Here is a 20,516-nt window from a genome sequence, read left to right as displayed (position 1 = left end):
TTACAACGTACGAAACCCTCGTGCGTGCCGGCCCGGAGGGGGCTGAATGAAGGCGTTCGTCGTGCGCTCGTACGGTGCACCCGATGTTCTCGAACTCACCGATGTCGAAAGGCCCGAGCCCGCGGACGGCGAGGTGCTGGTCCGCGTCCGGGCCACATCGGTGCAGCCCTACGACTGGCACCACATGAGAGGCGAGCCGTACGTCGCCCGCCTGATGCCGGGCACGCTCGGCCTGCGGGGGCCGAAGATCGCGGTCCTGGGCGCCGACGTGGCGGGCGAGGTGGAGGCGGTCGGCGGGAACGTGACCGCGTTCAGGCCCGGTGACGCGGTGTTCGCACTGCTCGAACAGGGCGGCTTCACCGAGTACGTGTGCGTCCGGGAAGACCGGTTGGCGCCGATGCCGGCGAACCTGTCCTACGAGCAGGCGGCGGCGGTACCGCTCGCGGCCCTCACCGCGCTGTACGGTCTACGCGATCAAGGACAGGTGAAGCCCGGCCAGCACGTCCTGGTCAACGGGGCGTCCGGCGGCGTCGGGACGTTCGCCGTGCAGATCGCGAAGGCGCTCGGCGCCGAGGTGACCGGTGTCTGCAGCACCCGGAACGCGGACCTCGTCCGCTCGATCGGGGCGGACGAGGTCATCGACTACACCGCGCAGGACTTCACCCGGCACGGGCGGCACTACGACCTGCTGCTGGACGTCGCCGGAAACCGTCCGGCGCGGACGTGCCGGCGAGCGCTGACCTCAAAGGGGACGTGCGTGGTCGTCGGCGGGCCGACGGGTCGGTGGATCCAGCCGGCCGGTCACGTCTTGGCGTCGGTCGCGCTCTCGCCCTTCGTGTCCCAGCGGATCGTCCCGGCCGACGTGTACGGATGGACCGGGCACAAGCAGGGCCTGCTGGCGCTGACCGGCCTCATCGAAGAGGGGAAGGTCGCGCCGGTCATCGACCGCGGCTACCCCTTCGAGGACGTTCCGGCGGCCATCGCCTACCAGGAGGGCGGCCGTTGCCGGGGGAAGGTCGTCATCACGGTCTGACGGCGGGGGAGCCTCAGATGTAGGCGTGCTGGGTGCGGATGTGCTCGCGGAGGGCGGCGAGTTCCAGCACGGCCTGTTCGCAGTGGTCGCAGACCCAGACCCCGCTCGGAATGATGATCTTGCGCTTGGCGGCGTCGTCCCGCGCGCAGGCCAGGTGGTAGGCCTGGGCGGCCCGCCGCCATGTTCTCCGGAACAGCGATCGCATCCCGCTCCCTCCTAGCGCCGATGGATTGACGCCCAGAATAGAGGGAGCAAAAGGGTAAAACCTGCATGAACTAGGTAAAACCTGGCCCCATGTCCGTGCCCCGGCCCCAGTGGCACGGGGACGGGGCGCGGCACGGAGTGCCGGGCGTCACTGACCGATCTTGACTCCCGGCTCGCCGTAGCGGTACTCGAGCGGCCTGCTGGCGCGGCGTCCCGGGACGTTCTGGTTCTTCCGGAACGCGAACAGCGGCAGGATCGTCCGGCCGTAGGTGTTCTCCATCATCATCGCGGCCGCCGTGTAGACGGCGATCCCCGCGGAGATCACGAACAGCCAGCCGCCGATGCGCAGCGGCCAGGTCGAGCCCGCCCAGAATCCCGCGGCGGTGAAGCCGGCTCCGACCGCAAGGGGCCACAGGACCGCCGACATCGCCAGGTTCTTGCCCATCGCGGCCAGCGCCCCCAGCCCGGTGATCACGCACAGCGGGATGAACCAGAACGCGAAGCCCTGGCTGACCGCCCCGATCCGCGGACTCAGCGCCAGCGGGTAGACCCCGATGGCGACGAGCATGAACAGCAGGCCCCAGCCGAGCCAGAACGCGCCCCACATGCCGTGCATCGCGGTGGCGAGGCCGTCGCGCGCGCGGTAGGACCACATCCCGGCCAGGAACTGGGCCAGGCCGCCGAACATGATGACGAACGGGAACAGCACGAGCGGCGTGAGCGCCGACCCGTACCAGTTCGCCTGCCAGGCGCCCACCATCATCGTGGCGCCCGCGAACCCGAACAGTCCCAGGATCGACGGCGCCGCGATCGGCGTCAGGGAGATCCGCGTACGGTCCTCCCAGAGGGCGTGCATCTCCGGTTCGGCGGCGCCGCTCCTCGGCGCCGCGGACGCGGCCGGAGCGCCCCGCCCCGCTGGCATATCGTGCGCGGGCATGTCATGCGCGGGCATGTCGTGCCCGGTGCCCGCCATCGGCGTGCCCTCGCCGGGAACCGGCGAAGCCCTTCCTTCGGACCTTCTTCGATCCCTCATGACATCTCCTCCCCGATAGGAGAATCTCCTCACCCCCTTGTAACCGCGAATCAGCAGGTGAAACGCACAAAACGGGCAACCGGTGACGGCGGGTGACGCCGTCCACATACCTGCGGCGCGCAGGGGGCAGAAGAGTTCGTGTGACAGCGGCGCAGGCGCCCGCCCCGGCGGGGGCGCGGGGAGCGGGGGACGGACGTCAGTGGCCGATCCCGTGATCGCGCAGCGCTCCCACCGCGAGACCGGCGTCCCGGCACGACGCCACGACGGCGGGCAGCGCGCCCAGCGTCGACTTCCACGCGCCCGGCGCGGACGTCACGTCGCTGTCGTGCAGCAGCAGGGTCGCGCCGCCCTCGATGCCGGGCGACAGCGCCGACAGCACCGACTCGGGGGTGGCGGACGCCGTCCAGTCCCGGCCCCATGCCGTCCACAGGATCGGCCGCAGCCCGTTGCGGCGGGCCGCCACCAGCGCCTCCGCGCTCAGTGCCCCGTACGGGGGCCGGTACCAGCGGGGCCGCACGCCGCACACGTCCTCGACGAGCCGGACGGTCCGGGCGAGCTCGGCGCAGACCCGTCCCGGACGGGTGAGCAGGGCGTTGTCGTGGTGCCAGCCGTGCACCGCGATCTCGTGGCCGTCGGCGGCGATGCGCCGGCCGACGTCCGGGTGCCGGCTCAGCATCGAGCCGAGCACGAAGAACGTCGCGCGGCAGCCGAGCCGGTCGAGTTCGTCGAGGAACAGCGGCGTGGACGCGCCGTCCGGGCCGTCGTCCAGCGTCAGCGCGACGTGGTCGGTGAAGCCGCGCCCGGCGATCCGGGGCGTCCGGCGGCGGACCGGGGCCAGCCAGGTCGCCGCGGGAAGGGTGTGCGCCAGCGCGACGCCCAGCGCGGCGGCGGTTCCGCCCAGCGCGACGGCGGGGACGCGACGTGCCCGGATACGTGTGTCCACATGACCATTTTGCACAGGGGGGTCCCATCTCATGGGCAAGCGACTCTTAATTCTCACGGCGGGCATGGGGGCGGGGCATGACGCGGTCGCCGGCGAGCTGGAACGGCGGGTGGCGCCGCACGGGGTGGAGGTCTCCGTGGTGGACGTGCTGGACCTCGTGCCGCTGCGGCTCGGGCACGCGCTGCGCCGCGCCTATGCGGGGACGATGAGGTCCGCGCCCTGGCTGTACGCGGCGGTCTACCGGGCGTTCTTCGTCTCCCGGCGGCCGGGGCCGCCCCACCCGCCGCCGCCCTCGCCGCTGACCGCGCTGATCGCGGCGCGGCTGGAGCGGCGCGTCCGGGAGCTGCCGCCGGACGCGGTCGTGTCGACCTTCCACGTCGCCGCCCAGGCCGCCGGGAGGCTGCGCGGGGCCGGCCGGCTGGACGCGCCGTCCCTGGTGCTGGTCACCGACTTCGCCGTCCACCGGATGTGGCTGCATCCCGGAAACGACCGGTACCTGTGCCCGGACGAGACGGCCGCGCGGACCGTGACGGCCGCGACGGGCCGTCCCGCCGTCCGGTGCGCGCCCCTGGTCCCGCCGCGGTTCCGCCGCCCCGGCGGCCCGGACGACGGCGCCCGGCTGCGCAAGGTGGTCGGGGCCGGGCCGGACGAGCGGGTCGTGCTGATCTCGGCGGGCGCGTGGGGCGTCGGGCGGGTGGTGGAGGCGGCGGGCGTGCTGTCGGCCTCCGGCCGGTACCGGCCGGTCGTGCTCTGCGGCCGCAACGGGCGGCTGCGCGCGCGGATCCTCGGCACCGGCCTCGCCCCGGCCCTCGGCTGGCGCGACGACGTGGCGCAGCTGATGGCGGGCGCGTACGCGCTGGTCGACAACGCGGCCGGGATGACCTGTCGGGAGGCGTTCGCGTGCGGGCTGCCGGTCATCTCCTACCGGCCGATCCCCGGGCACGGGCGCGACGGCGCGCGGGCCATGGCGCGCGGCGGCCTCAGCGTCTACGCGCACTCGCCCGCCGAGCTCGTCCAGGCGCTGGACCGGCTCAAGGACGACGCGCTGCGCCGCACCCGCGCCGCCCGGGTGGACGCGTTGTTCAGCGCCGAACCCGCCGAGAGCGCGGTGTGTGCGGCGATCGGCTGACGGTGTGCTGCTCGTGCAGCACGGGGGAGCGGGCGATCCCGATGCTGCCGACCAGGATCAACGCGACGCCGACCAGCTCCATCGCGATCCACCCGCCGCCCCGGACGTGCTCGTCGAACAGGCCGACGCCGAGGCAGATGCTCGCCACGGGGTCGGTCACCGTGAGCGCGGGCTGCACGACGACCAGGGTGCCGCTGGCCAGCGCCATCTGCAGCAGCACCAGGCTGGCGATGCCCGTCGCGACCATCGCGTAGAGCTCCCAGGACGTGAAGGCGGCGCCGAGCCCGCTGTCGGTGATGATCTGCGTCGCCGTCTTCATGTACGCGGCGGTCAGCGCGAACCCCAGCGACGTCGTCACGCCCAGCAACACGGCGCGCAGCGGGCCGCTGACGGCCCACGCCGCCAGGATCAGCCCGGCGCCGAGACCCACCGTCACGGAGCTGGCGATCGTCCATCCGAGCGGGCCCGGCCTGCCCGGGCCCTCCGACGGGCTGGCGGCGACGAGCAGCGCGGCCAGCCCGGCGGTGAGCGCGCCGACCGCCGGCCACGGCACCCTGCCGAACGCGCCGGGCACCAGCCAGCCGAGCAGCAGCATGGTGAACGGCAGCTCGGCCGCCAGCAGCGGCTGGACCAGCGCCAGCCCCGCCCGGTCCAGCGCGGCGGCCTGCAGCAGGAACGCGGCGATCAGCGCGGCGATCCCGCCGAGCCACTCCGGCTTGCGCAGCAGGTCGGCGATCAGCGAGGGCCGGAACGTGTGCTCGTCGGGCGCGCCCTTGGCGACCTGCCGCTGCAGCACCGAGGCCAGCGCGTTGGCGGCGGCGGCCAGGACCGCGAACAGCACCGAGAGCATCAGCACCCCACCCCGTTGGCACCCACTCCGTTCAGCACTCCACCCCGTTCGTGCGCGCGTCCTCCCGCTCACCCGGTTTACCCAGGTACGGCGACCGGCCCAGCACGACGATCCCGGCGACCATCGCCGCCAGCCCGAGCGCCTCCAGCGCCAGGCTGCCGATCGACAGCCGCAGCCGCTCCCCGAAGATCACGATGCTGAGCGCGATGCCGGTCAGCGGCTCGGCCGCCGTGGTCGCGGGCAGCGAGATCCGCAGCGGCGCCGCGTCGAACGCGCTCTGCGAGAACAGCAGCGCGAGCGCCCCGATCAGCACCAGGCTGTAGGGCTGCCAGTCCATGAGGGCGCGCTTCAGGCCGTGGTCGAACAGCAGCAGCACGCTGCGGGTCAGGCCGTCCTGCAGCCCGTACAGCAGCCCGGCGGCGCTGGCCAGCGTGATCGCGCGGACCCGCAGGTCGCGGTGCTGGCCGGCGATCGTCAGCAGGCCGACGAGGCCGAGTACGACCGCGCCCGCGATCCAGCGCGGCGACGTCGTGCTCGGCTCGATGCCCCCGTGCGGCTCGCCGATCGTCAGGAACAGCGCGACGCCCGCGGTGAACAGCACCGCGCCCTGCCACTCGGCGCGGCCGAGCCGCTCCCGGTAGATCAGGTGCGCGGCGACCAGCGCGAAGATCAGGTTGCTCGCCAGCAGCGGTTCGACCTCGGCGATGTCGGCCATGTTCAGCGCCACCGCGAACAGCACCTGCCCGATGATCATCGTGCCGATGCCGGCCAGCCAGAGCCGGCTGCGCAGCAGGTGCAGCAGCAGCCGGGGGTGCAGCATCTCCTCCAGCGGCTCGCGGTAGGCGGCATGCTGCTGGGCGACGAAGCCGAGTCCGGTGAACGCGGCCGCCGCCACGGCGAAGATCATCCCGAAAAGGCTCATAAGGATCGGTAGATCCGCGCCCGGCGGCTCCGGGCCGCGAAGATCACGATGGACCCCCTACCCACGCCGGCCTGCACGAATCGGATTCTTCGGCGCGTGCCGCGGGGCACCGGCCGGGCCCGCGGCCCGGCCGGATCCGGTCACGGCCATTCCACAAACCGACCGGCCGGTATGTACTACCGGCACGTTCGACCGTGGGAGTCCCATGCGCATCCGTGCCCTCGCCGCCCTCACCGCGACCGCGCTCGCCACACTGCTGCCCGCCGGTACGACCCGCGCCGACACGACGCCCGGCGACCAGCCGCTGCCCGGCTACAGCATCCAGAACCCGCCGCTCGCGCCCGTCCAGGTGCACGGCGCCCCGTCCCGCGTCATGCAGGGCGTGTACCGGCACGCCGCCTACGACATCGAGGTGCCGCCGCACTGGAACGGCCGGCTGGCGATGTTCGCGCACGGCTACGCGGGGCAGGGCAAGGTGCTGGCGGTCGGCCCGCCGCCGTTCGGACTGCGCCAGCGGATGCTCGACCAGGGCTACGCGTGGGCCGCCTCGTCCTACTACGACAACGGCTACGACGTGCGGGCGGGCGTGGTCGGCACCCGCGACCTCGCCGACCTGTTCGCCGCCAAGGTCGGACGGCCCCGGCAGCGGATCATCGTCGGCGCCTCCATGGGCGGGCACATCGTCGGCCGCTCGATCGAGCAGTACCCCGGCTACTACGCGGGCGCGCTGCCGATGTGCGGCGTCCTCGGCGACGACGCCCTGTTCGACTACTTCCTCGACTACAACGTCGTCGCGCAGGACCTGTCCGGCATCCGCGAGTACCCCGTGACCGCCGGCTACCAGACCACGACCGTGCCGAAGATCGAGCAGGCCCTCGGCCTCACCGGGCTGACCCCGGGCGGCCCCGACACCACCAACGCGCGCGGCAAGCAGTTCCGCTCGATCCTGATCGGCCGGACCGGCGGCGCGCGGCCCGGCGCCGAGCAGGCGTTCGCGTACTGGAAGGACTTCCCCTTCACCCTCGCCACCCCGCCCGCGCCCGGCGCCACGCTCGCGGAGGACCCGGGGCAGCTCGCCACCAACCGGTTCACCCGCTACACGCCGAACACCCCGGTCGACGTCAACGGCACCGTCCAGCGGGTGCCCGTGGCGAACCCGGCCGCCCGGCTCTCGCACCGGCTGTCGCAGGTCCCGCTGATCGACGGGCGCCCGAACGTCCCCGTCCTGTCCCTGCACGGGCTCGGCGACATGTTCGTCCCGTTCTCCATGGAGGAGGCCTACGCCGCCGAGACCGCCCGGAACCACCGGTCGGGGCTGCTCGTCCAGCGGGCCGTCCGCACCGTCCAGCACTGCGAGTTCTCCGACGCCGAGGCCGGCGCCGCCTGGGACGACCTGATCCGCTGGATCGGCACCGGCCGGCGCCCCGCCGGCGACGTCACGACGAAGCCGTCCGTGGTCGCCCGTCCCGACTACGGGTGCCGGTTCAGCGACCCCGCCGCCTACGCCGCCGGCACCGGCACCCGCCGCCTGTTCCCGCCCTGCCCCGCCCGCTGACCCCGCTACCGGCCCGCGTCGGGCCGTCGTCGCCCGGCCCCCGCGACGACGGCCCGGCGCGGGCGTCCCGTCAGCGCGCCTGCTCCTGGCGCGGCTCCTCTGGGCGCGGCTCTTCTGGGCGGACCTCGTCGATGTGGGTGAGCTTGTCCGGATTGGTCACCGCGTAGATGCCGCGGATCCGGTCGCCGTCCGGGGCCAGGTCGAGGACCATGACGCCGAACGGGGCGTCGTCGTTGTCGAAGAGCAGCGCGGACGGGTCGCCGTTGACCGTGCGGTACCGGACGTCCAGCGGCCACCGCTCCCTCCCGACGCCGCCGGTGATCGTGCGCGCCACCCGGTCGGCGCCGTGGATCGGGCGCAGCGCCGCCGGCCGCGCCTTGCCGCCGCCGTCGGTCCACAGCGTCACGTCCGGCGCCAGCATCTCCATCAGGTCCTGGATGTCGCCGCCCAGCGCCGCCCGCAGGAACCGCTCGGTGACCTGCCGCTGCACCTTCGGGTCCGCCTGGTAGCGGGGACGGCGCGCGTGCACGTGCTCGCGGGCCCGGTGCGCCAGCTGCCGGACCGCGGACGGGCTGCGGTCCAGGATCGCCGCGATCTCGGTGTGCGCGTACCCGAACACCTCGTGCAGCACGAACACGGCCCGCTCCAGCGGCGTCAGCGTCTCCAGGACGACCAGCAGCGCCATCGACACCGCCTCGGTCCGCTCCGCCGACTCGTCCGCCCCGGCATCGCTGACCAGCGGCTCGGGCAGCCACGGCCCCACGTACGTCTCCCGGCGGCGGTTGATCACCGCCTGCCGGGCGAGCGCGGTGTTCACCGCGATCCGCACCAGGTACGCCCGCGGGTTCCCGATCTCCTCCGCGCCGCCCGCGCCGTGCCGGGCGGCCCACGCCAGCCACGCGTCCTGCAGGACGTCCTCGGTGTCGGCGACGCTGCCGAGCATGTTGTAGACGACCGAGAACAGCAGCTCCCGGTGATCGGCGAACACCCGCGTCGCGGTGTCCTCGGCGGTGCCTTCGGGCATGGGTCGACCTCCTGTGCGCTCACCCCCTAGAGGGCCGCGCCCACCCGAAGTGTGACATCCCGCCGCCGGATGTGATGTGCGCCTCACCCCGGCGGCGCGGTGTCACACTCGCCGGCCCGCCGCCCCTCTTTGGTCGCGAAAACGGGGCAATCCCGGCTCGACACAAGGGGGTCCTCCATGAGCCGCACCACGGAGCCCGGCACCGGCGCGCCCACCGGCGCGACGGACCGGGTCGACGTCTCGTTCATGTACGCCGTCCACGACGCCTTCCAGCGCGACCTCGACCGGCTGATCGCCATGGCCGACGCCGGGGACGTCTCCGGCCCCGCGCTCCGCGCCGGCTGGGACCGGTTCACCACGTTCATCGCCGTCCACCACACCGCCGAGGACACGCACCTGTGGCCCGTCCTGCGCGGCCGGGTCTCCGACACCGCCGTCCTCGACCGGATGGAGGCCGAGCACAACGCCCTCGACCACCTGCTCGACGCCGTCGAGACGGCGATCCCCGGCCCGGCGAACGTCCTCGCCGCCCGCGCCGGCGAACTGGCGCAGGGCCTCACCGAGCACTGCGACAACGAGGAGGAGCTGGCGCTCCCGCTGGTCCAGAAGCTGCTGACCCGCAAGGAGTGGAACGCCTTCGGCAACGAGCAGCGCAGCAAGCTCGGCATGAGCGGCGCCGCGTCCTTCTTCCCCTGGCTGCTGGACGGCGCGGAGGACGCCACGCGCCGCACGGTCCTCGGCATCGTCCCGCCGCCCGTCCGGCTGCTGTACCGGGCCGTCTGGCGGCCCCGCTACGAACGCGCGCCCCGCTGGCAGATGCCGGCGAGCGCCTGAATCGGGAGACAGATCATGGCAACCCCGGACGCCCCGGCGTCCTTCCTCGCGACCGGCCGCGGCAAGATCACCCTGACGCTGCTGTGCGCGATCGCGTTCCTGGACTTCATCGACGCCTCGATCGTCAACGTGGCACTGCCCGCGATGCGCAAGGACCTGGACTTCTCCGTCCAGGACCTGCAGTGGGTGCCGTCCGGATACCTGCTCACCTACGGCGGGTTCATGCTGCTCGGCGGGCGGCTCGCCGACCTGCTCGGCCGCCGCCGCGTCGTCCTCGCGGGCACCGTCCTGTTCTCGCTGTCGTCGATCGCCGGCGGCCTCGCCCAGAGCTCCGGGATGCTGGTCGGCGCCCGGTTCGCGCAGGGCATCGGCGCCTCGCTGATGCTGCCCGGCACCCTGTCCATCCTCACCACGACGTTCAAGGAGGGCGGCGACCGCGGCAAGGCGCTCGGCGTGTGGGGCGGCGTCGCCGGCGGCGCGTCCGCCGCCGGGGTGCTGCTCGGCGGACTGCTCACCGACGGGCCCGGCTGGCGCTGGGTGATGCTGGTGAACGCCCCCGTCTGCCTCATCGTGATCGCCGGGCTGTTCCTGCTGGTCGAGGGCGACCGGCGGAGCGCGAAGCTGGCGAACTTCGACGCCCTCGGCGCGATCCTCGTCACCGGCGGGATGCTGCTGCTCGTCTACACGATCGTCAAGGCGCCGGACGTCGGCTGGGGCGCGGCCCGCACCGTCGGCGGCCTCGCCGGCGCCGCGGTGATCCTGCTGGCGTTCCTGGTGAACGAGCAGCGCAGCCGCCACGCGCTGATGCCGCTGTCGCTGCTGCGGATCCGCGGGCTCGCCGCCGCGGACGTCACCCAGCTCGTCGCCCTCGCCGGCTTCCTGTCGATGTTCTACTTCCTCAGCCTGTACATGGAGAACGTCCTCGGATACTCGCCGATGCAGACCGGCTCGGCGTACCTGCCGCTGTGCTTCGGCGTCGGGATGGCCGCCGGGATCGCCTCCAAGCTGCTGCCCAGGACCGGGTCCCGGCCGCTGATGGTCGTCGGGCTGCTGCTGGCGGCCGTGGGCATCTTCTGGCTCTCGCGCATCCCGGTGGACGGCGAGTACCTCACCGACCTCCTGCCCGGCCTGATGGTCACCTCATTCGGGCTCGGCCTGGCGTTCGTGTCGATCACCGCCGCCGCCAACGCCAACGTCCCGCCGGACAGGGCGGGCATCGCGGCGGCGCTGCTCAACGCCTCGCAGCAACTCGGCGGCGCACTCGGCCTGGCCATCCTTTCGGCCGTGTCCACCGCCCACGCCAACGACCTGTTGGCCGAGCACAAGCCCAGGAACGAGGCGCTCACCTCCGGGTTCTCCCGGGCCCTGCTGACCGGCAGCATCTTCATCGCCGCCGCGGCGATCGTCGCGCTGCGCGCCGCCAACACCCGCGGCGAGGCCGAACAGCCCGCGGACGCGGCGCCGGCCGAGGCCGTCCCGGTCAGGTAGGCGCGGGCTCCGGCCGCCCCCCGCGGGGCGACCGGATCAGGAAGGTGCCGGCCAGCACCACCAGACCCGACATCATCAGGACGAACTGGGCGGGAGCCATGCCCAGCGGCTCGCCGCCGGCCTCCTTCAGGAGGTCGGCGGCGCCGCCCGCCAGCAGCGCCGCCAGCGCCAGCCCGAACCGCAGCACCGAGTGGAACGCGGTGAGCGCCAGGTTGCGGTCGACCCCGCCGAGGCTCTCCTGCAGGTAGGTGATCCCGCCGACCAGCGCGCTCGTCGCGGCGGCACCGAACAGGACCGCGCCGACGAACGACCACGGCTTGGACGCGAGCCCGCCCATCGACGCGATCACCACGCCCTGCACGGCGGTCGCGATCCGCACCTGCGTCAGCAGGCTCCCGGTCTTGCGGTGCAGCACCAACAGCCCCACGATCGCGCCCACGCCGAAGCACACCACCAGCGCCCCGAACCCGATCTGCCCCGCATTGATCACGCTCTTCACGAACACCACGCCCAGCGAGAACAGCGCGCCGAGACCCAGCGCCACCACCGCGATCCCCGGCAGCACACCCCGCACCACCCGCAGCTTCAGCGCGTTGATGAACCCGTGCTTCTCCCCGGCCTCCTGCTCGTCGCGCTCCATGGCCAGCTTCTCGCCCGGCCCCGGACCGAGATCCGGGATCGCCCGCACCGCCAGCCACGACCCGAGATACGTCAGCGCGTCCAGCCAGAACACCACCACGTACCGCCAGTGGCCCTCCCAGCCGGCCTGGTTCGACAGCCACAGGATCAGCCCGAACGCCCCCGCGCCCAGCGGGATCATCCCGTACGAGGTGGCCATCGTGATCCCGTTCGCCATCTCCAGCGTCCCGGTGTCGTGGTCGTCCTTGCCCTCCTCCCGGTCGTCGCCGATCAGGAACGGGATCGCCGCGTCCCGGGCGGGCAGGAACATCAGCCCGACCACCTCGATCATGAACGCCCAGACGTACACCCACCACAGCCACGGCACGATCGGCAGCGCCAGCGCCATGCCCACCCTGATCAGGTCGGACGTCAGCATCACGCTCCGCCGCCGCCACCGGGTCACCACCCGCGCCGCCACCGGGGCGCCCAGCGCGGACGGCAGCAGCCGCAGCACCAGCACCCCGCCGACCGCCGTGGTGGAACCGCTCAGCTCCAGCACGAAGTACATCAGCGCGAGCGTGCCCATCCAGTCGCCGAGCGCCGACACCGTCTGCCCGATGATGAGCCGCCGGAAATCCGGCTGGGTCAGCTGCTCCTTGAGGGCCATACAGGTTCCATCCACGGTGTCCGGCGCCGCGCGCCGAGGGGAGTGCCGCTGGGACGATCATTTCCGCTGAGCAGCGCCGCCAGCCGGACCGCCGCGGCGTCCCAGCTCCACCGCTCCCGGGCCCACGCCCGCCCGGCCGCGCCCATCGCCGCGGCCCGTCCGGGATCTGCCAGCAGCCGATGCAACGCCAAAGCCAGCTCGTCCGGGCCGCCTGCGTCGACGAGCAGGCCCGTCCGCCCGTCCATGAGAGCCTCCGGGCTGCCGCCGGACCGGCCGACCACCACCGGCACCCCCGTCGCGGACGCCTCCAGCACCGACAGCCCGAGCCCCTCCGTCTGCAGGCCGCACCGATCGTCCCGGCACGGCAGCGTGAAGACGTCGGCCGCCGCATAGTAGTACGGCAGGTCGGCGGGCGTTATGGGACCGGCCAGCGTGACCGTGCCCGGCGGCGCCTGCGCCGCCAGCTCGGCGAGCCGCCGCCGCATCGGGCCGTCCCCGACGATGACCAGCCGCGCGTCCGGATGCCTGCGCACCACGTCCCCCCACGCCCGCAGCAGCACGTCATGCCCCTTGCGGCGCACCAGCCGCGCCACGCTCAGTACCACCGGCCCCCTGCCCAGCCCATGCCGCCGCCGGACCTGCGCCCCGTCCAACCCTGGCCGGAACCGGCCGGTGTCCACCGCGCCCGCCAGCTGCACCAACCGCGTCCGATCGCGCACGGCCTCCTGCAACTCCGGCAGCGTGCCCGCGCTCAGATGAGTGACCACGTCGAACGACCGCACCACCGCCCTTAACGCCGCCCGCGTCGGCGGCGCCCGGAACCACCCGAGCTCCTGCCCGTGCGTCGACCCGACCAGCCGCCGCACCCCCGCCGCCCGCACCAGCGGCGCGTACAGCCCGAACGGCGCCACCGCCGTGATCCACGCCGCCTCCGTCCCCTGCCGCGCCACCAGCCGCCGCAACCCCCGGAACAACAGGTACCCGCGCCGCCTCACCACCGGAAACTCAAGCCCCGCATCGAAGTCCGCCGCCCCCGGCGACGCGGGCGCCACGACGACCACCCGGTCGGCTGGCAGCCGCCGCACCAGCTCCCACGTGAACGTCTGCACACCGCCCGACTCCGGCGGAAAGTGCCCACTCAGAACCAGAGTCCGCGGCATCTCCATCCCCCCCGAATTCCCCCCAACCCGCCCCCCAACCAACCCCCACCCCTCCACCCCGACCCCCCGCAACCCCCACCCACGGCCCCCAATGCCCCTGACCTCGGCGGCCATGCCGTCCCAAGCACTCCCGGAAAGCCCTACTGGTGCCCCGCACCGCCAGCACCACAACCCCAAACCCGCAAAGCCCCGACGCTGCCTTCCCGACAAGCCGCGCCGGCCACTTCCCGCCGACACCCTCCATCACGCCACACCGCAAAGCCCGCCGACAACCCAGAAAACCACCCACCCGCCGACGAGCTCAGCCGCCCACCTTGCCGCGCTCCGCCTACATCGCACCGTGACCGATGTCAGACGATCTTCGCTGCGATCAGCTTCACGAATTCCGGAAGTACCCGGTCCCGCCACACCCATGGATAGGGTGCGTCCATCCCCTCGAACACCGCGCCGCTCCGGCCAGAGATGGAGAACAACAGCGGCCCCTTCGCACACACGAGCTCGGGCATGTAGACGGACGGATCCGCGCACCGGGCTCCGCCGACGGTCCTCTCGTCATGGCTGAAGGACGACGTGGATGTCTCGTAGTAGCGCTCAAGCAGGCGGGCGCCGGCGACCCCGCCGACCTTGAGCGTGATCACCGTGGTACTCGCCCTCTCGCCGGAAGGCGCAGAGGCTGCGAGTCGTGTCGTGAAGCGGAGGAGTCGGCAGGGAAGTCAAAAATTGACGGCACGTATGCGCTGGGATAATCCAACCGTACCTTCGCCAAGAAAAACGGCGAGCGCGGACGACGCGACGCCGAGCGCGAATCCAGCGGGAGCTTTCCTGATGACCATCACCCGCTGAGACCTCAAGGGCTTTGGGACCGTTACCTTTGCCAGAACTGACCTGTGGTCAGGCTCTGCGTCGGCGTTGGCCAGCGCCCGTCCCTGTAGGCGGTGTTGTCGTTGTTCTGCGTCCTGAACACCGCCGACGTCCTCGAACCTGTAGCGGACCGGCCAACCCCTAGTGGGACCCGGGCGCCTGCACTGCCGTGCTCCGCCCGGATGAGGCCGCCTTCTCAGCCTCGACTCGCCGCTTACTCGGTGTTCAAACGTCAAGGCGCCCTCAACATCGAAGGCCACGGCGCTGTCCGCTTCCTGTTGGTCGGGACAGGCACCAACTTGGCGCTACACGAAATTCACGTTAAAGCGGAAACGACGGAAACAACGATGTTCCGTGCATCGCCAGAGGTTTGAGCGTAACCGAAGGTGTCGACTTTTGACGCTCCTTGTGAGGAGGTTCTATCTGAGGATAGTGAGCCCTCCCAGAACACCTCAATGACAACATTCTTGAAGCGGCAGTACGAATAGGCACCATGGACGTTGTACTTCTGGACGCCATAACTGTTGGACCTGGTCAATCTCTGTGCTATCGGCAGAGAAAAAGCCGCGTCCCCGGCGTTTGACAGAGTCGTGGCCGAGCCTGTGTCGGCCCCTCCGTCGTCTTTGTCCTTAGAGTGATTATTCTGTAGATCGCGAAACTTGGAGGAAAAGGCCTCTTTGGCCTCTTTCGTATTCGTCAAACGACGTATTCGGACGGATAGAAGGCGGCCCCCACCCGTGTCGAATGATTGCCAACTGTAGTTGAGTTGATCACTCCTGTCATTGAAGAAGTCAGCTTGCATCTTCAAGCCGGCCGCGCCCGTGGGCAGATGTTCGTCAAGCATGTGGCCGACGTCCGGAAGTTGCGTCACAAGTCCGTCAGAATCAACGATGACCGGGGCCGGAGAACTGGCCCGATGTGGCGCACTGAGGTCTGACTCATGGGAGGGCGTCCTACGATTTAGAATCAAGGCAAGAAAGATCGCCAAGACCAGAATTCCAACGACCAGGGAGTATCGGAGCCTTCTGTTATGCCAGAAGATCCTAGCAAAACTTGTCATCAGAACTTCCTATGAAGCCGAGCGTAGAACGGCAACGGTACATCAACTGGCGGGGACCTTCGCAAATCCGCCTATCTGTGAAATGATCGAGCCGATCTCACTTATTGTGGTGCCGTATTTTTCTATAGGCTTTATTTGACTTATCACGTCCCCCACCTGTTGCGCGCCATCTCCAATCTTCTGCATGTCGCTGATGGCCGACTTCAGGTCGGTTCCCGAGCTCTTCAGCTTCTTCATCTGCTCGTCATATGCTTTGCTTACCTTTTCAATTTTCGGATTATACCAATTATGCTCCCCTTGATTGAGGAGCCCGCCAGGGTCCAGGGACCCGGAGAGGGGCGACTTCCCTTCGTAATATTTGAGTCCCTCCTCGAGGGTGCCGGCCAACGTCGCCAATTCGGTGGCAGCCAGTTTTCGCGCTTCGTCCGCGTCCTTGTATGCTTTTGCGAGGTAGTCATTAAAAGCTTTTGCCATCTCGGTGTACTGGCTCGGCCCGGGTGGAGGCGAGGGGTAGTTGGTCCTCCGAAAGGCATCGTCCTGGACGAAGTAGCCGGCCGCGAAACCTATCTCCAGTTGTTGGTCGATGCCATGTTCGATCTCCGCGAGTCTGCACGCGAGATTGTCCATCACTCCTCCGACTGCACTTGCGATGCGGTTGACCGCGGTCATGATCGCCGCGTCCTGTCCATAACTGTTCTTGAAAGCGTCTGCTGCTTGTCCCGACCACTTATCATGGTCTTGGCCAATAAGGTCATTGACCTGTTTCGTGATCCGAGCCACAGCTGGGTTGCCGGCTTTCGCGAGCGCGTACAGCTGACCCGCCAATTGGTACATACCGGCATAATCGCCCCGTATATAGTGCATCCAAGTAGGCGGAAGTGATTGCCGCACCTGTGGAATGGTCGCTTCAGGGAAGTTCCCCAGCGGCTTGGCTCGTGGATCCGGATTTGGCGTCAATGTCCTTGCCCCCCTCCAGGTGCAGGTGCAGTTCCAGGTACAGGCACAGTTCCAGGTTTGGCAACAACGCTTATGGCGACCTGGAGGAGCTCTGTCATGACGGCCTCTTTGGCCTGGTAGTTCTCTGCCACCCACTGGAGCTTTGCGCCATGTTGCCATGTAGCGTCCGCCACCAGTCCGTGGAGCAAGGTGAGCATCTGCAGCGTGTTATGCATTATTTCATCGAGTTGACCACCGCCGCTGCTGGGCTTTCCCAATCCTTCTTGCGGCATACCTCCCTTGTAGTCGACGGCGACGCGTTTGAAATTGGCGCCGGCATAAATCAGTGCATCGGCGTGAACATTGTAACCGGTCATTTTCCATCCTCTCGGTACTGTGCCGCCTGAAGGTCCGGTGAATTAACCTGAGCAGCCAAGACCGGATTTACCACCAATGGAACGCGACCTTCGACTTGTCGAAGGAGTTCTATGATATCAGTTTGCGCAAATCTCTGTTCTTCGCCGAGTGTGGTTGAAAGTATAGATTCGCTAGTGTATATCGGCAGTACAGGCCCGCCCCCGGAAAGGCTGCGCACTTCGTAGTAAACCTCTTGGTCGCCGGCTTGTGTTGTTTCGTCTGAGCCGATCGGGACAAATACGTCCAGGCCAATGCTATTTGTGATTGGCGCGGCGAGTCCCCGCGTCGGACTATCTCCTTGTCGCTTGATCCTGTCTTGTTCTTCCCCGGGCTCGAGTGAATGCATGCGTTCCTTCACTTCCTCAGGGGTGGCAGGCGCAGCAGGAGTGCTTTCATTTAGGAGCTTTCGTAGCGGCCGCTCATTGTTGATTGGCAATTTAACGAACTCTCGTCTCGACTGATGGCTGCCAGTGGCTATGTTGAAGGGGACGATCACCGCGGCCCGTGGCTCACTGTCTCGGTGAACTCGTCATTATTCTGTCCGCTATTACATTCTAGTGTAAGGCTTACGTAGACTTTCTCTTCTTGGCGAGTATTCCGACTGCTGTGACGAAGATGAGTGCGAAAAAGGCAGTTGCGGCCCCGGTTGCTTTCCAAACCGTGGACCCGGAGTTCCCGTGTGCTGTTACTCTAGGTCGATTTACAGGCGGCGTATTGTTTGCTGAAGACTTTCTTTCTCGAATGTCGCCATTGCTTGATGTGGCGATGCCTACTTTGTCGTACACGGGATTCGGAAAGTCACTCGCCACGCGAGCGGTTAAGGCTTTGTAGGGGACTAGGGCGCCGTAGCCGGTCTTTTTGTCCCAGCCCTTGGGGCCTAGGTCCCTCGCCGTGGCCAGCATGCGTTGGACGACCTCGCGGCCGGACATGTTGGGGAAACGGGATCTCATCAGGGCTACCACCCCTGAGGTGAGCGCTGCTGCGGAACTGGTTCCATTGACTCCAGGAGTGAATATTCCTTCCTTACCTATCGATCCTACGGAGACGCCCGGGGCGGCGAGCATGACATTGGCTCCCGGAGTTGATTTCTGCCATGGCGCCAAGTGCGCGTCAAGTGCACCTACTGCAAGCACCCCGGGACAGTTGGCGGGTGCGTATGACGACTCATAGAAGGGCTTGTTCCCGGCTGCTGCAACGATGATCACGTCATGGTGGACGGCGTAGAGGACTGCGGCCCGCAGGTCGCCCGGGCATGTGGTGGCCGGCACGCCCTGCGAGATGTTGATCACCTTCGCCCCGTGATTCACGGCATAGTAAATCGATTTGTTAAAATCAGTGGGTGGTTCGACAATAGGGAGAATGTGACTTCTTGGGGCGATTCCGACCATGCCAGTGCCCGAGCCTTGGCTTGCAATAAGGGCGGCCATTCCGGTACCGTGTCCGCCCAACTTCGTATCCGAGTCGGCCCGGCCATCACGGCTCGCTGAGCCAGCGTCTCCCTCTCCCGAGAGCACCACACCTGCGAGGTCCGGAAGTTTCGCCTCCACGCCGGAATCGATTAATCCGATGGTGATGCCCTCTCCCTGGGCGACTGGCCATACCTTTTGGGTTATCTGCCAGGCTTCGAACCACCATTCTTCGGAACGTGGACTCGGTGCTGCCAATGCCGGAGGGCAGAGGGAAAGAAGCAGGGCGAAAGCCATCGCTGCGGCCGAAGCTGTTCTTGTTCGGGAAGGCAAGCGTTCGGAGAATTCAACTGCCATGTTCCGGGTTCCTCATGGACTGATCGAATTTACCGAGGACTCTCGGCGAGACCTCTGTTTCGTCCCTCCAGAGATCGTCGTCCTCCAGCATGGAAGTGTTTCTTGACCTTTCAACTTCTCTTGCTCCACCTCCCATGCCTCCGGTCATAGGAAATCCAGTTCCGGCAGATCCCGGTCGCGCCTCCGCCGTTGGCATCCCGGCGCTCCCAGCGGCCGGTCGCAGGGCGCTGTTGCGAAGCACTCCATCTGCCCCTACTTGTTTCGGCCCGCCTGCTGCGCCGTATGGTTCGAGCGACTCCTGACCGATACCTCCCATCCCATTGAAACCCTTACCGCCTATGACCCCGCCTGGCGAGAGTCGGCTCGCTCCTCCCAGGACTGGCCGTCCTATCTGGGATTCTGGCGAATCCGTGGGTGTGGAAAGTCGTGGTCGTCCTACTCCGGTTTGCGCTTCAGAAGTCGGACGTGGCTGAGCGCCCTTGCTGGGCAGGGGCCCCGCCTGCCCCCCTCCGGCCGGAGGCACCTGGCCCAGGCCTGGTGCGGCGCCGCCGTCGCCGACGGGCGGTGTTGTCGCGGGCGCTCCTGGGGCCACTCCGGGGTTCTGGCCAACGCCAGGCATGGAGCCCGCCAAGTTCGTGGGGCTGCCATGCGAGGGAGTCGGGACCGGTGTTCTCGGTCCGTCTCCGGGTAGCAGTCTTATCGGTCGTGGGTCTGTGAGGCGCTCTGGGCTCGACATCGACGGTGATGCAGACGCGCTGCCTCCGTTGCTAGATGTCGATGTGCCGCCGGCGGGGACGCCAGCGCGGGCGTTCCCCCCACCGGCTGCCGACGTCATCCCGGGCGCTCCGGTTCCGGATCCGCCGCTGAGGTAGGGAGTATCTCCGAGATCAAGATCCTGGCTGAGAGCGAGGGCGGAGGGGATCTGGTCGAAGGCTGAGGCGAGGGACGCGTTGGTCTTTGCCAAGGCTTCCTGAGCCGCCTTGTTGTCGGCGGGGGTGGCTGCGGCCTCGCCGAGAAGGCCTGGTACGGAGGCTGCCGGGCCGGTCGGCGGCGGGATCCGGGGCGGGTTTCGGAGAGCGGCGGCGCCACTGGACATGGCGGTTCCGAACTGCCCGCTCGCCTTGGCGAGTGTGGCGGCGTTCTCGGTGAGCTGCTTGACCTCGGACGTGCCGGCCTGCTGGGCGTCCCCGTCCCAGATCTGGTTCAGACGTTTCGTGTGCTGGCCGAGGCGCTGTTCGAGGTCCTGGAGGGCGCTTTGCAGGCTGATGTACGCCTGCTGGAGCCCTTCGAGGTCGGCCGGTTTGGCGTTCGCGAAGAAGGACTTGATGGTCAGGTAGTCGTACTGTGCCGGGTCACCGTGGCCGAGGGAGCCGGGCCGGATGCCAGGCTCGTACGGATGGAGTGTCAAAGCCGCCGGCCTCCTGTCGTTACAGCGGTCGCTCGATACGGTGTCACGGCTACCAAGGAGCCACGTTCGTCGGCGTCGGGGTCCGAGAAGCCGCCTTCGCTCCTTCTTCCGCCTTGCCGTAGGTCTTCGCGGAGTTCTCGACCCGGCTGGCTATCGCTTTGGCGACCTGCACGTATTGGTCGAGGACGTCGAGCATGTTGGTGTGGGCGGTGTTGACTTTGGAGGCGAGTTGTTGGGCCACGTCCCAGCCGCCGACCTCGTGGACCTGGATCTTGAGGGCTTGGACGGCCTGCTCCACGGCCTTGATGTCGTTGCGCATCTCGTCGGCGACCTTGAGGAGTTCGCGGCGGCGGACCTCGTACTTGCCGGCTCCTCGGGACGGGCGAGTGCCGGCCGTGGGCTGGGTCGGGGGTTGTTGGGGAGTGGGTTTTGGGGGAGCGGCGGGCGTTCCGGTGGGGAAGCCCTTGGGGAACAGGAGCTGGTTCAGGTCGTTGGACGGGTCCTGGGGAGGCATGGGCGGTCCTTCGGTGTGGTTCAGCTGCCCCACATGGCGGTGTTCTGGCGTTCGGCGCCGAGGTGGATGTCGTGGGATTCGCCGATGACCTTGC

20 protein-coding genes are annotated in these 20,516 nt (G+C 69.0%); 5 read left to right on the top strand and 15 right to left on the bottom strand.

Annotation, left to right across the window (positions count from 1 at the left end; genetic code table 11):
* The first annotated feature begins 46 nt into the window (after window positions 1–46).
* Window positions 47–1,033, top strand: a complete 987-nt coding sequence (locus ABD296_RS26740) for an NAD(P)-dependent alcohol dehydrogenase (RefSeq protein ID WP_344272668.1) — start codon at window positions 47–49, stop codon at window positions 1,031–1,033.
* Between the two features lie 13 nt (window positions 1,034–1,046).
* Here the strand turns inward: ABD296_RS26740 and ABD296_RS26735 are convergent, their stop codons facing one another.
* The 3 genes from ABD296_RS26735 to ABD296_RS26725 form a co-directional block, all read right to left on the bottom strand.
* A complete protein-coding gene (locus ABD296_RS26735) occupies window positions 1,047–1,238 on the bottom strand; it encodes a hypothetical protein (RefSeq protein WP_344272666.1) in 192 nt (63 codons plus the stop codon).
* 147 nt (window positions 1,239–1,385) lie between these two features.
* Window positions 1,386–2,270, bottom strand: coding sequence for an acetate uptake transporter family protein (locus ABD296_RS26730; RefSeq protein ID WP_344272663.1), 885 nt, complete (start codon window positions 2,268–2,270; stop codon window positions 1,386–1,388).
* A gap of 196 nt (window positions 2,271–2,466) precedes the next feature.
* Window positions 2,467–3,213, bottom strand: coding sequence for a polysaccharide deacetylase family protein (locus ABD296_RS26725; protein ID WP_344272660.1), 747 nt, complete (start codon window positions 3,211–3,213; stop codon window positions 2,467–2,469).
* Between the two features lie 64 nt (window positions 3,214–3,277).
* On the opposite strand from ABD296_RS26725, the gene ABD296_RS26720 reads away from it, so the two are divergent.
* The gene (locus ABD296_RS26720) at window positions 3,278–4,342 is read left to right on the top strand and encodes an MGDG synthase family glycosyltransferase (RefSeq protein ID WP_344272657.1); all 1,065 of its coding nucleotides are present in this window, start codon (window positions 3,278–3,280) and stop codon (window positions 4,340–4,342) included.
* On the opposite strand, the gene ABD296_RS26715 is transcribed toward ABD296_RS26720, so the two are convergent.
* Both ABD296_RS26715 and ABD296_RS26710 read right to left on the bottom strand, forming a co-directional pair.
* On the bottom strand, window positions 4,296–5,192 hold the full coding sequence (locus ABD296_RS26715; RefSeq protein ID WP_344272654.1) for a DMT family transporter: 897 nt from the start codon (window positions 5,190–5,192) through the stop codon (window positions 4,296–4,298). The two genes, ABD296_RS26720 and ABD296_RS26715, sit on opposite strands and share 47 nt — an antisense overlap.
* A gap of 31 nt (window positions 5,193–5,223) precedes the next feature.
* The gene (locus tag ABD296_RS26710) at window positions 5,224–6,099 is read right to left on the bottom strand and encodes a DMT family transporter (RefSeq protein ID WP_344272651.1); all 876 of its coding nucleotides are present in this window, start codon (window positions 6,097–6,099) and stop codon (window positions 5,224–5,226) included.
* A 220-nt stretch (window positions 6,100–6,319) separates the two neighbouring features.
* Here ABD296_RS26710 and ABD296_RS26705 point away from each other — a divergent pair, with 220 nt between their 5' ends.
* Window positions 6,320–7,669 (top strand): hypothetical protein, encoded by a 1,350-nt coding sequence (locus tag ABD296_RS26705; protein ID WP_344272648.1) that lies wholly within the window; start codon window positions 6,320–6,322, stop codon window positions 7,667–7,669.
* Window positions 7,670–7,739: 70 nt separating this feature from the next.
* On the opposite strand, the gene sigJ is transcribed toward ABD296_RS26705, so the two are convergent.
* Window positions 7,740–8,693 carry an RNA polymerase sigma factor SigJ gene (sigJ, locus tag ABD296_RS26700; RefSeq protein ID WP_344272645.1) on the bottom strand — a complete coding sequence of 318 codons (954 nt, stop codon included), beginning with the start codon at window positions 8,691–8,693 and terminating at the stop codon, window positions 7,740–7,742.
* Window positions 8,694–8,870: 177 nt separating this feature from the next.
* On the opposite strand from sigJ, the gene ABD296_RS26695 reads away from it, so the two are divergent.
* Together ABD296_RS26695 and ABD296_RS26690 are read left to right on the top strand one after the other, a co-directional pair.
* On the top strand, window positions 8,871–9,527 hold the full coding sequence (locus ABD296_RS26695) for a hemerythrin domain-containing protein (RefSeq protein ID WP_344272643.1): 657 nt from the start codon (window positions 8,871–8,873) through the stop codon (window positions 9,525–9,527).
* Between the two features lie 15 nt (window positions 9,528–9,542).
* Complete coding sequence (locus ABD296_RS26690; protein ID WP_344272640.1) at window positions 9,543–11,015, top strand: MFS transporter; 1,473 nt, start codon at window positions 9,543–9,545, stop codon at window positions 11,013–11,015.
* Here the strand turns inward: ABD296_RS26690 and ABD296_RS26685 are convergent.
* From ABD296_RS26685 to ABD296_RS26645, 9 genes are all read right to left on the bottom strand, one after another.
* Window positions 11,008–12,303, bottom strand: a complete 1,296-nt coding sequence (locus tag ABD296_RS26685; RefSeq protein ID WP_344272637.1) for an MFS transporter — start codon at window positions 12,301–12,303, stop codon at window positions 11,008–11,010. The genes ABD296_RS26690 and ABD296_RS26685 overlap by 8 nt on opposite strands.
* Window positions 12,282–13,412, bottom strand: coding sequence for a glycosyltransferase family 4 protein (locus tag ABD296_RS26680; protein ID WP_344272634.1), 1,131 nt, complete (start codon window positions 13,410–13,412; stop codon window positions 12,282–12,284). The genes ABD296_RS26685 and ABD296_RS26680 overlap by 22 nt, the downstream gene beginning before the upstream one ends.
* Window positions 13,413–13,813: 401 nt before the next feature.
* Window positions 13,814–14,101, bottom strand: a complete 288-nt coding sequence (locus tag ABD296_RS26675; protein WP_344272631.1) for a hypothetical protein — start codon at window positions 14,099–14,101, stop codon at window positions 13,814–13,816.
* A gap of 539 nt (window positions 14,102–14,640) precedes the next feature.
* Window positions 14,641–15,312 (bottom strand): hypothetical protein, encoded by a 672-nt coding sequence (locus ABD296_RS26670; RefSeq protein ID WP_344272628.1) that lies wholly within the window; start codon window positions 15,310–15,312, stop codon window positions 14,641–14,643.
* Between the two features lie 114 nt (window positions 15,313–15,426).
* Window positions 15,427–16,218: a WXG100 family type VII secretion target gene (locus tag ABD296_RS26665; RefSeq protein WP_344272625.1), complete on the bottom strand. Its 792-nt coding sequence runs from the start codon at window positions 16,216–16,218 to the stop codon at window positions 15,427–15,429.
* Window positions 16,219–16,337: 119 nt separating this feature from the next.
* Window positions 16,338–16,697 (bottom strand): DUF6317 family protein, encoded by a 360-nt coding sequence (locus ABD296_RS26660; protein WP_344272622.1) that lies wholly within the window; start codon window positions 16,695–16,697, stop codon window positions 16,338–16,340.
* Complete coding sequence (locus tag ABD296_RS26655) at window positions 16,694–17,233, bottom strand: hypothetical protein (protein WP_344272619.1); 540 nt, start codon at window positions 17,231–17,233, stop codon at window positions 16,694–16,696. Before ABD296_RS26655 ends, ABD296_RS26660 begins: the two co-directional genes overlap by 4 nt.
* 70 nt (window positions 17,234–17,303) lie before the next feature.
* Window positions 17,304–18,500 carry a S8 family serine peptidase gene (locus ABD296_RS26650; RefSeq protein ID WP_344272616.1) on the bottom strand — a complete coding sequence of 399 codons (1,197 nt, stop codon included), beginning with the start codon at window positions 18,498–18,500 and terminating at the stop codon, window positions 17,304–17,306.
* Between the two features lie 1,457 nt (window positions 18,501–19,957).
* Window positions 19,958–20,422 carry a hypothetical protein gene (locus tag ABD296_RS26645; RefSeq protein WP_344272613.1) on the bottom strand — a complete coding sequence of 155 codons (465 nt, stop codon included), beginning with the start codon at window positions 20,420–20,422 and terminating at the stop codon, window positions 19,958–19,960.
* Between the last annotated feature and the right edge of the window lie 94 nt (window positions 20,423–20,516).

Source organism: Actinomadura napierensis (genome assembly GCF_039529375.1).
Taxonomy (GTDB): domain Bacteria; phylum Actinomycetota; class Actinomycetes; order Streptosporangiales; family Streptosporangiaceae; genus Spirillospora; species Spirillospora napierensis.
The sequence above is the reverse complement of the archived record's forward strand: the minus strand, read 5'-3'. Positions and strand labels throughout refer to the sequence as shown.

Bases quoted from the DNA above. Each gene is read 5' to 3' on its own strand.
- ABD296_RS26705 (WP_344272648.1), top strand. From the start codon at position 6,320: ATGCGCATCCGTGCCCTCGCCGCCCTCACCGCGACCGCGCTCGCCACA.
- ABD296_RS26685 (WP_344272637.1), bottom strand. From the start codon at position 12,303: ATGGCCCTCAAGGAGCAGCTGACCCAGCCGGATTTCCGGCGGCTCATC.
- ABD296_RS26710 (WP_344272651.1), bottom strand. From the start codon at position 6,099: ATGATCTTCGCCGTGGCGGCGGCCGCGTTCACCGGACTCGGCTTCGTC.
- ABD296_RS26690 (WP_344272640.1), top strand. From the start codon at position 9,543: ATGGCAACCCCGGACGCCCCGGCGTCCTTCCTCGCGACCGGCCGCGGC.
- ABD296_RS26735 (WP_344272666.1), bottom strand. From the start codon at position 1,238: ATGCGATCGCTGTTCCGGAGAACATGGCGGCGGGCCGCCCAGGCCTAC.
- ABD296_RS26660 (WP_344272622.1), bottom strand. From the start codon at position 16,697: ATGACCGGTTACAATGTTCACGCCGATGCACTGATTTATGCCGGCGCC.
- ABD296_RS26730 (WP_344272663.1), bottom strand. From the start codon at position 2,270: ATGAGGGATCGAAGAAGGTCCGAAGGAAGGGCTTCGCCGGTTCCCGGC.
- ABD296_RS26740 (WP_344272668.1), top strand. From the start codon at position 47: ATGAAGGCGTTCGTCGTGCGCTCGTACGGTGCACCCGATGTTCTCGAA.
- ABD296_RS26665 (WP_344272625.1), bottom strand. From the start codon at position 16,218: ATGTACCAATTGGCGGGTCAGCTGTACGCGCTCGCGAAAGCCGGCAAC.
- ABD296_RS26695 (WP_344272643.1), top strand. From the start codon at position 8,871: ATGAGCCGCACCACGGAGCCCGGCACCGGCGCGCCCACCGGCGCGACG.
- ABD296_RS26645 (WP_344272613.1), bottom strand. From the start codon at position 20,422: ATGCCTCCCCAGGACCCGTCCAACGACCTGAACCAGCTCCTGTTCCCC.
- sigJ (WP_344272645.1), bottom strand. From the start codon at position 8,693: ATGCCCGAAGGCACCGCCGAGGACACCGCGACGCGGGTGTTCGCCGAT.
- ABD296_RS26720 (WP_344272657.1), top strand. From the start codon at position 3,278: ATGGGGGCGGGGCATGACGCGGTCGCCGGCGAGCTGGAACGGCGGGTG.
- ABD296_RS26650 (WP_344272616.1), bottom strand. From the start codon at position 18,500: ATGGCAGTTGAATTCTCCGAACGCTTGCCTTCCCGAACAAGAACAGCT.
- ABD296_RS26715 (WP_344272654.1), bottom strand. From the start codon at position 5,192: ATGCTCTCGGTGCTGTTCGCGGTCCTGGCCGCCGCCGCCAACGCGCTG.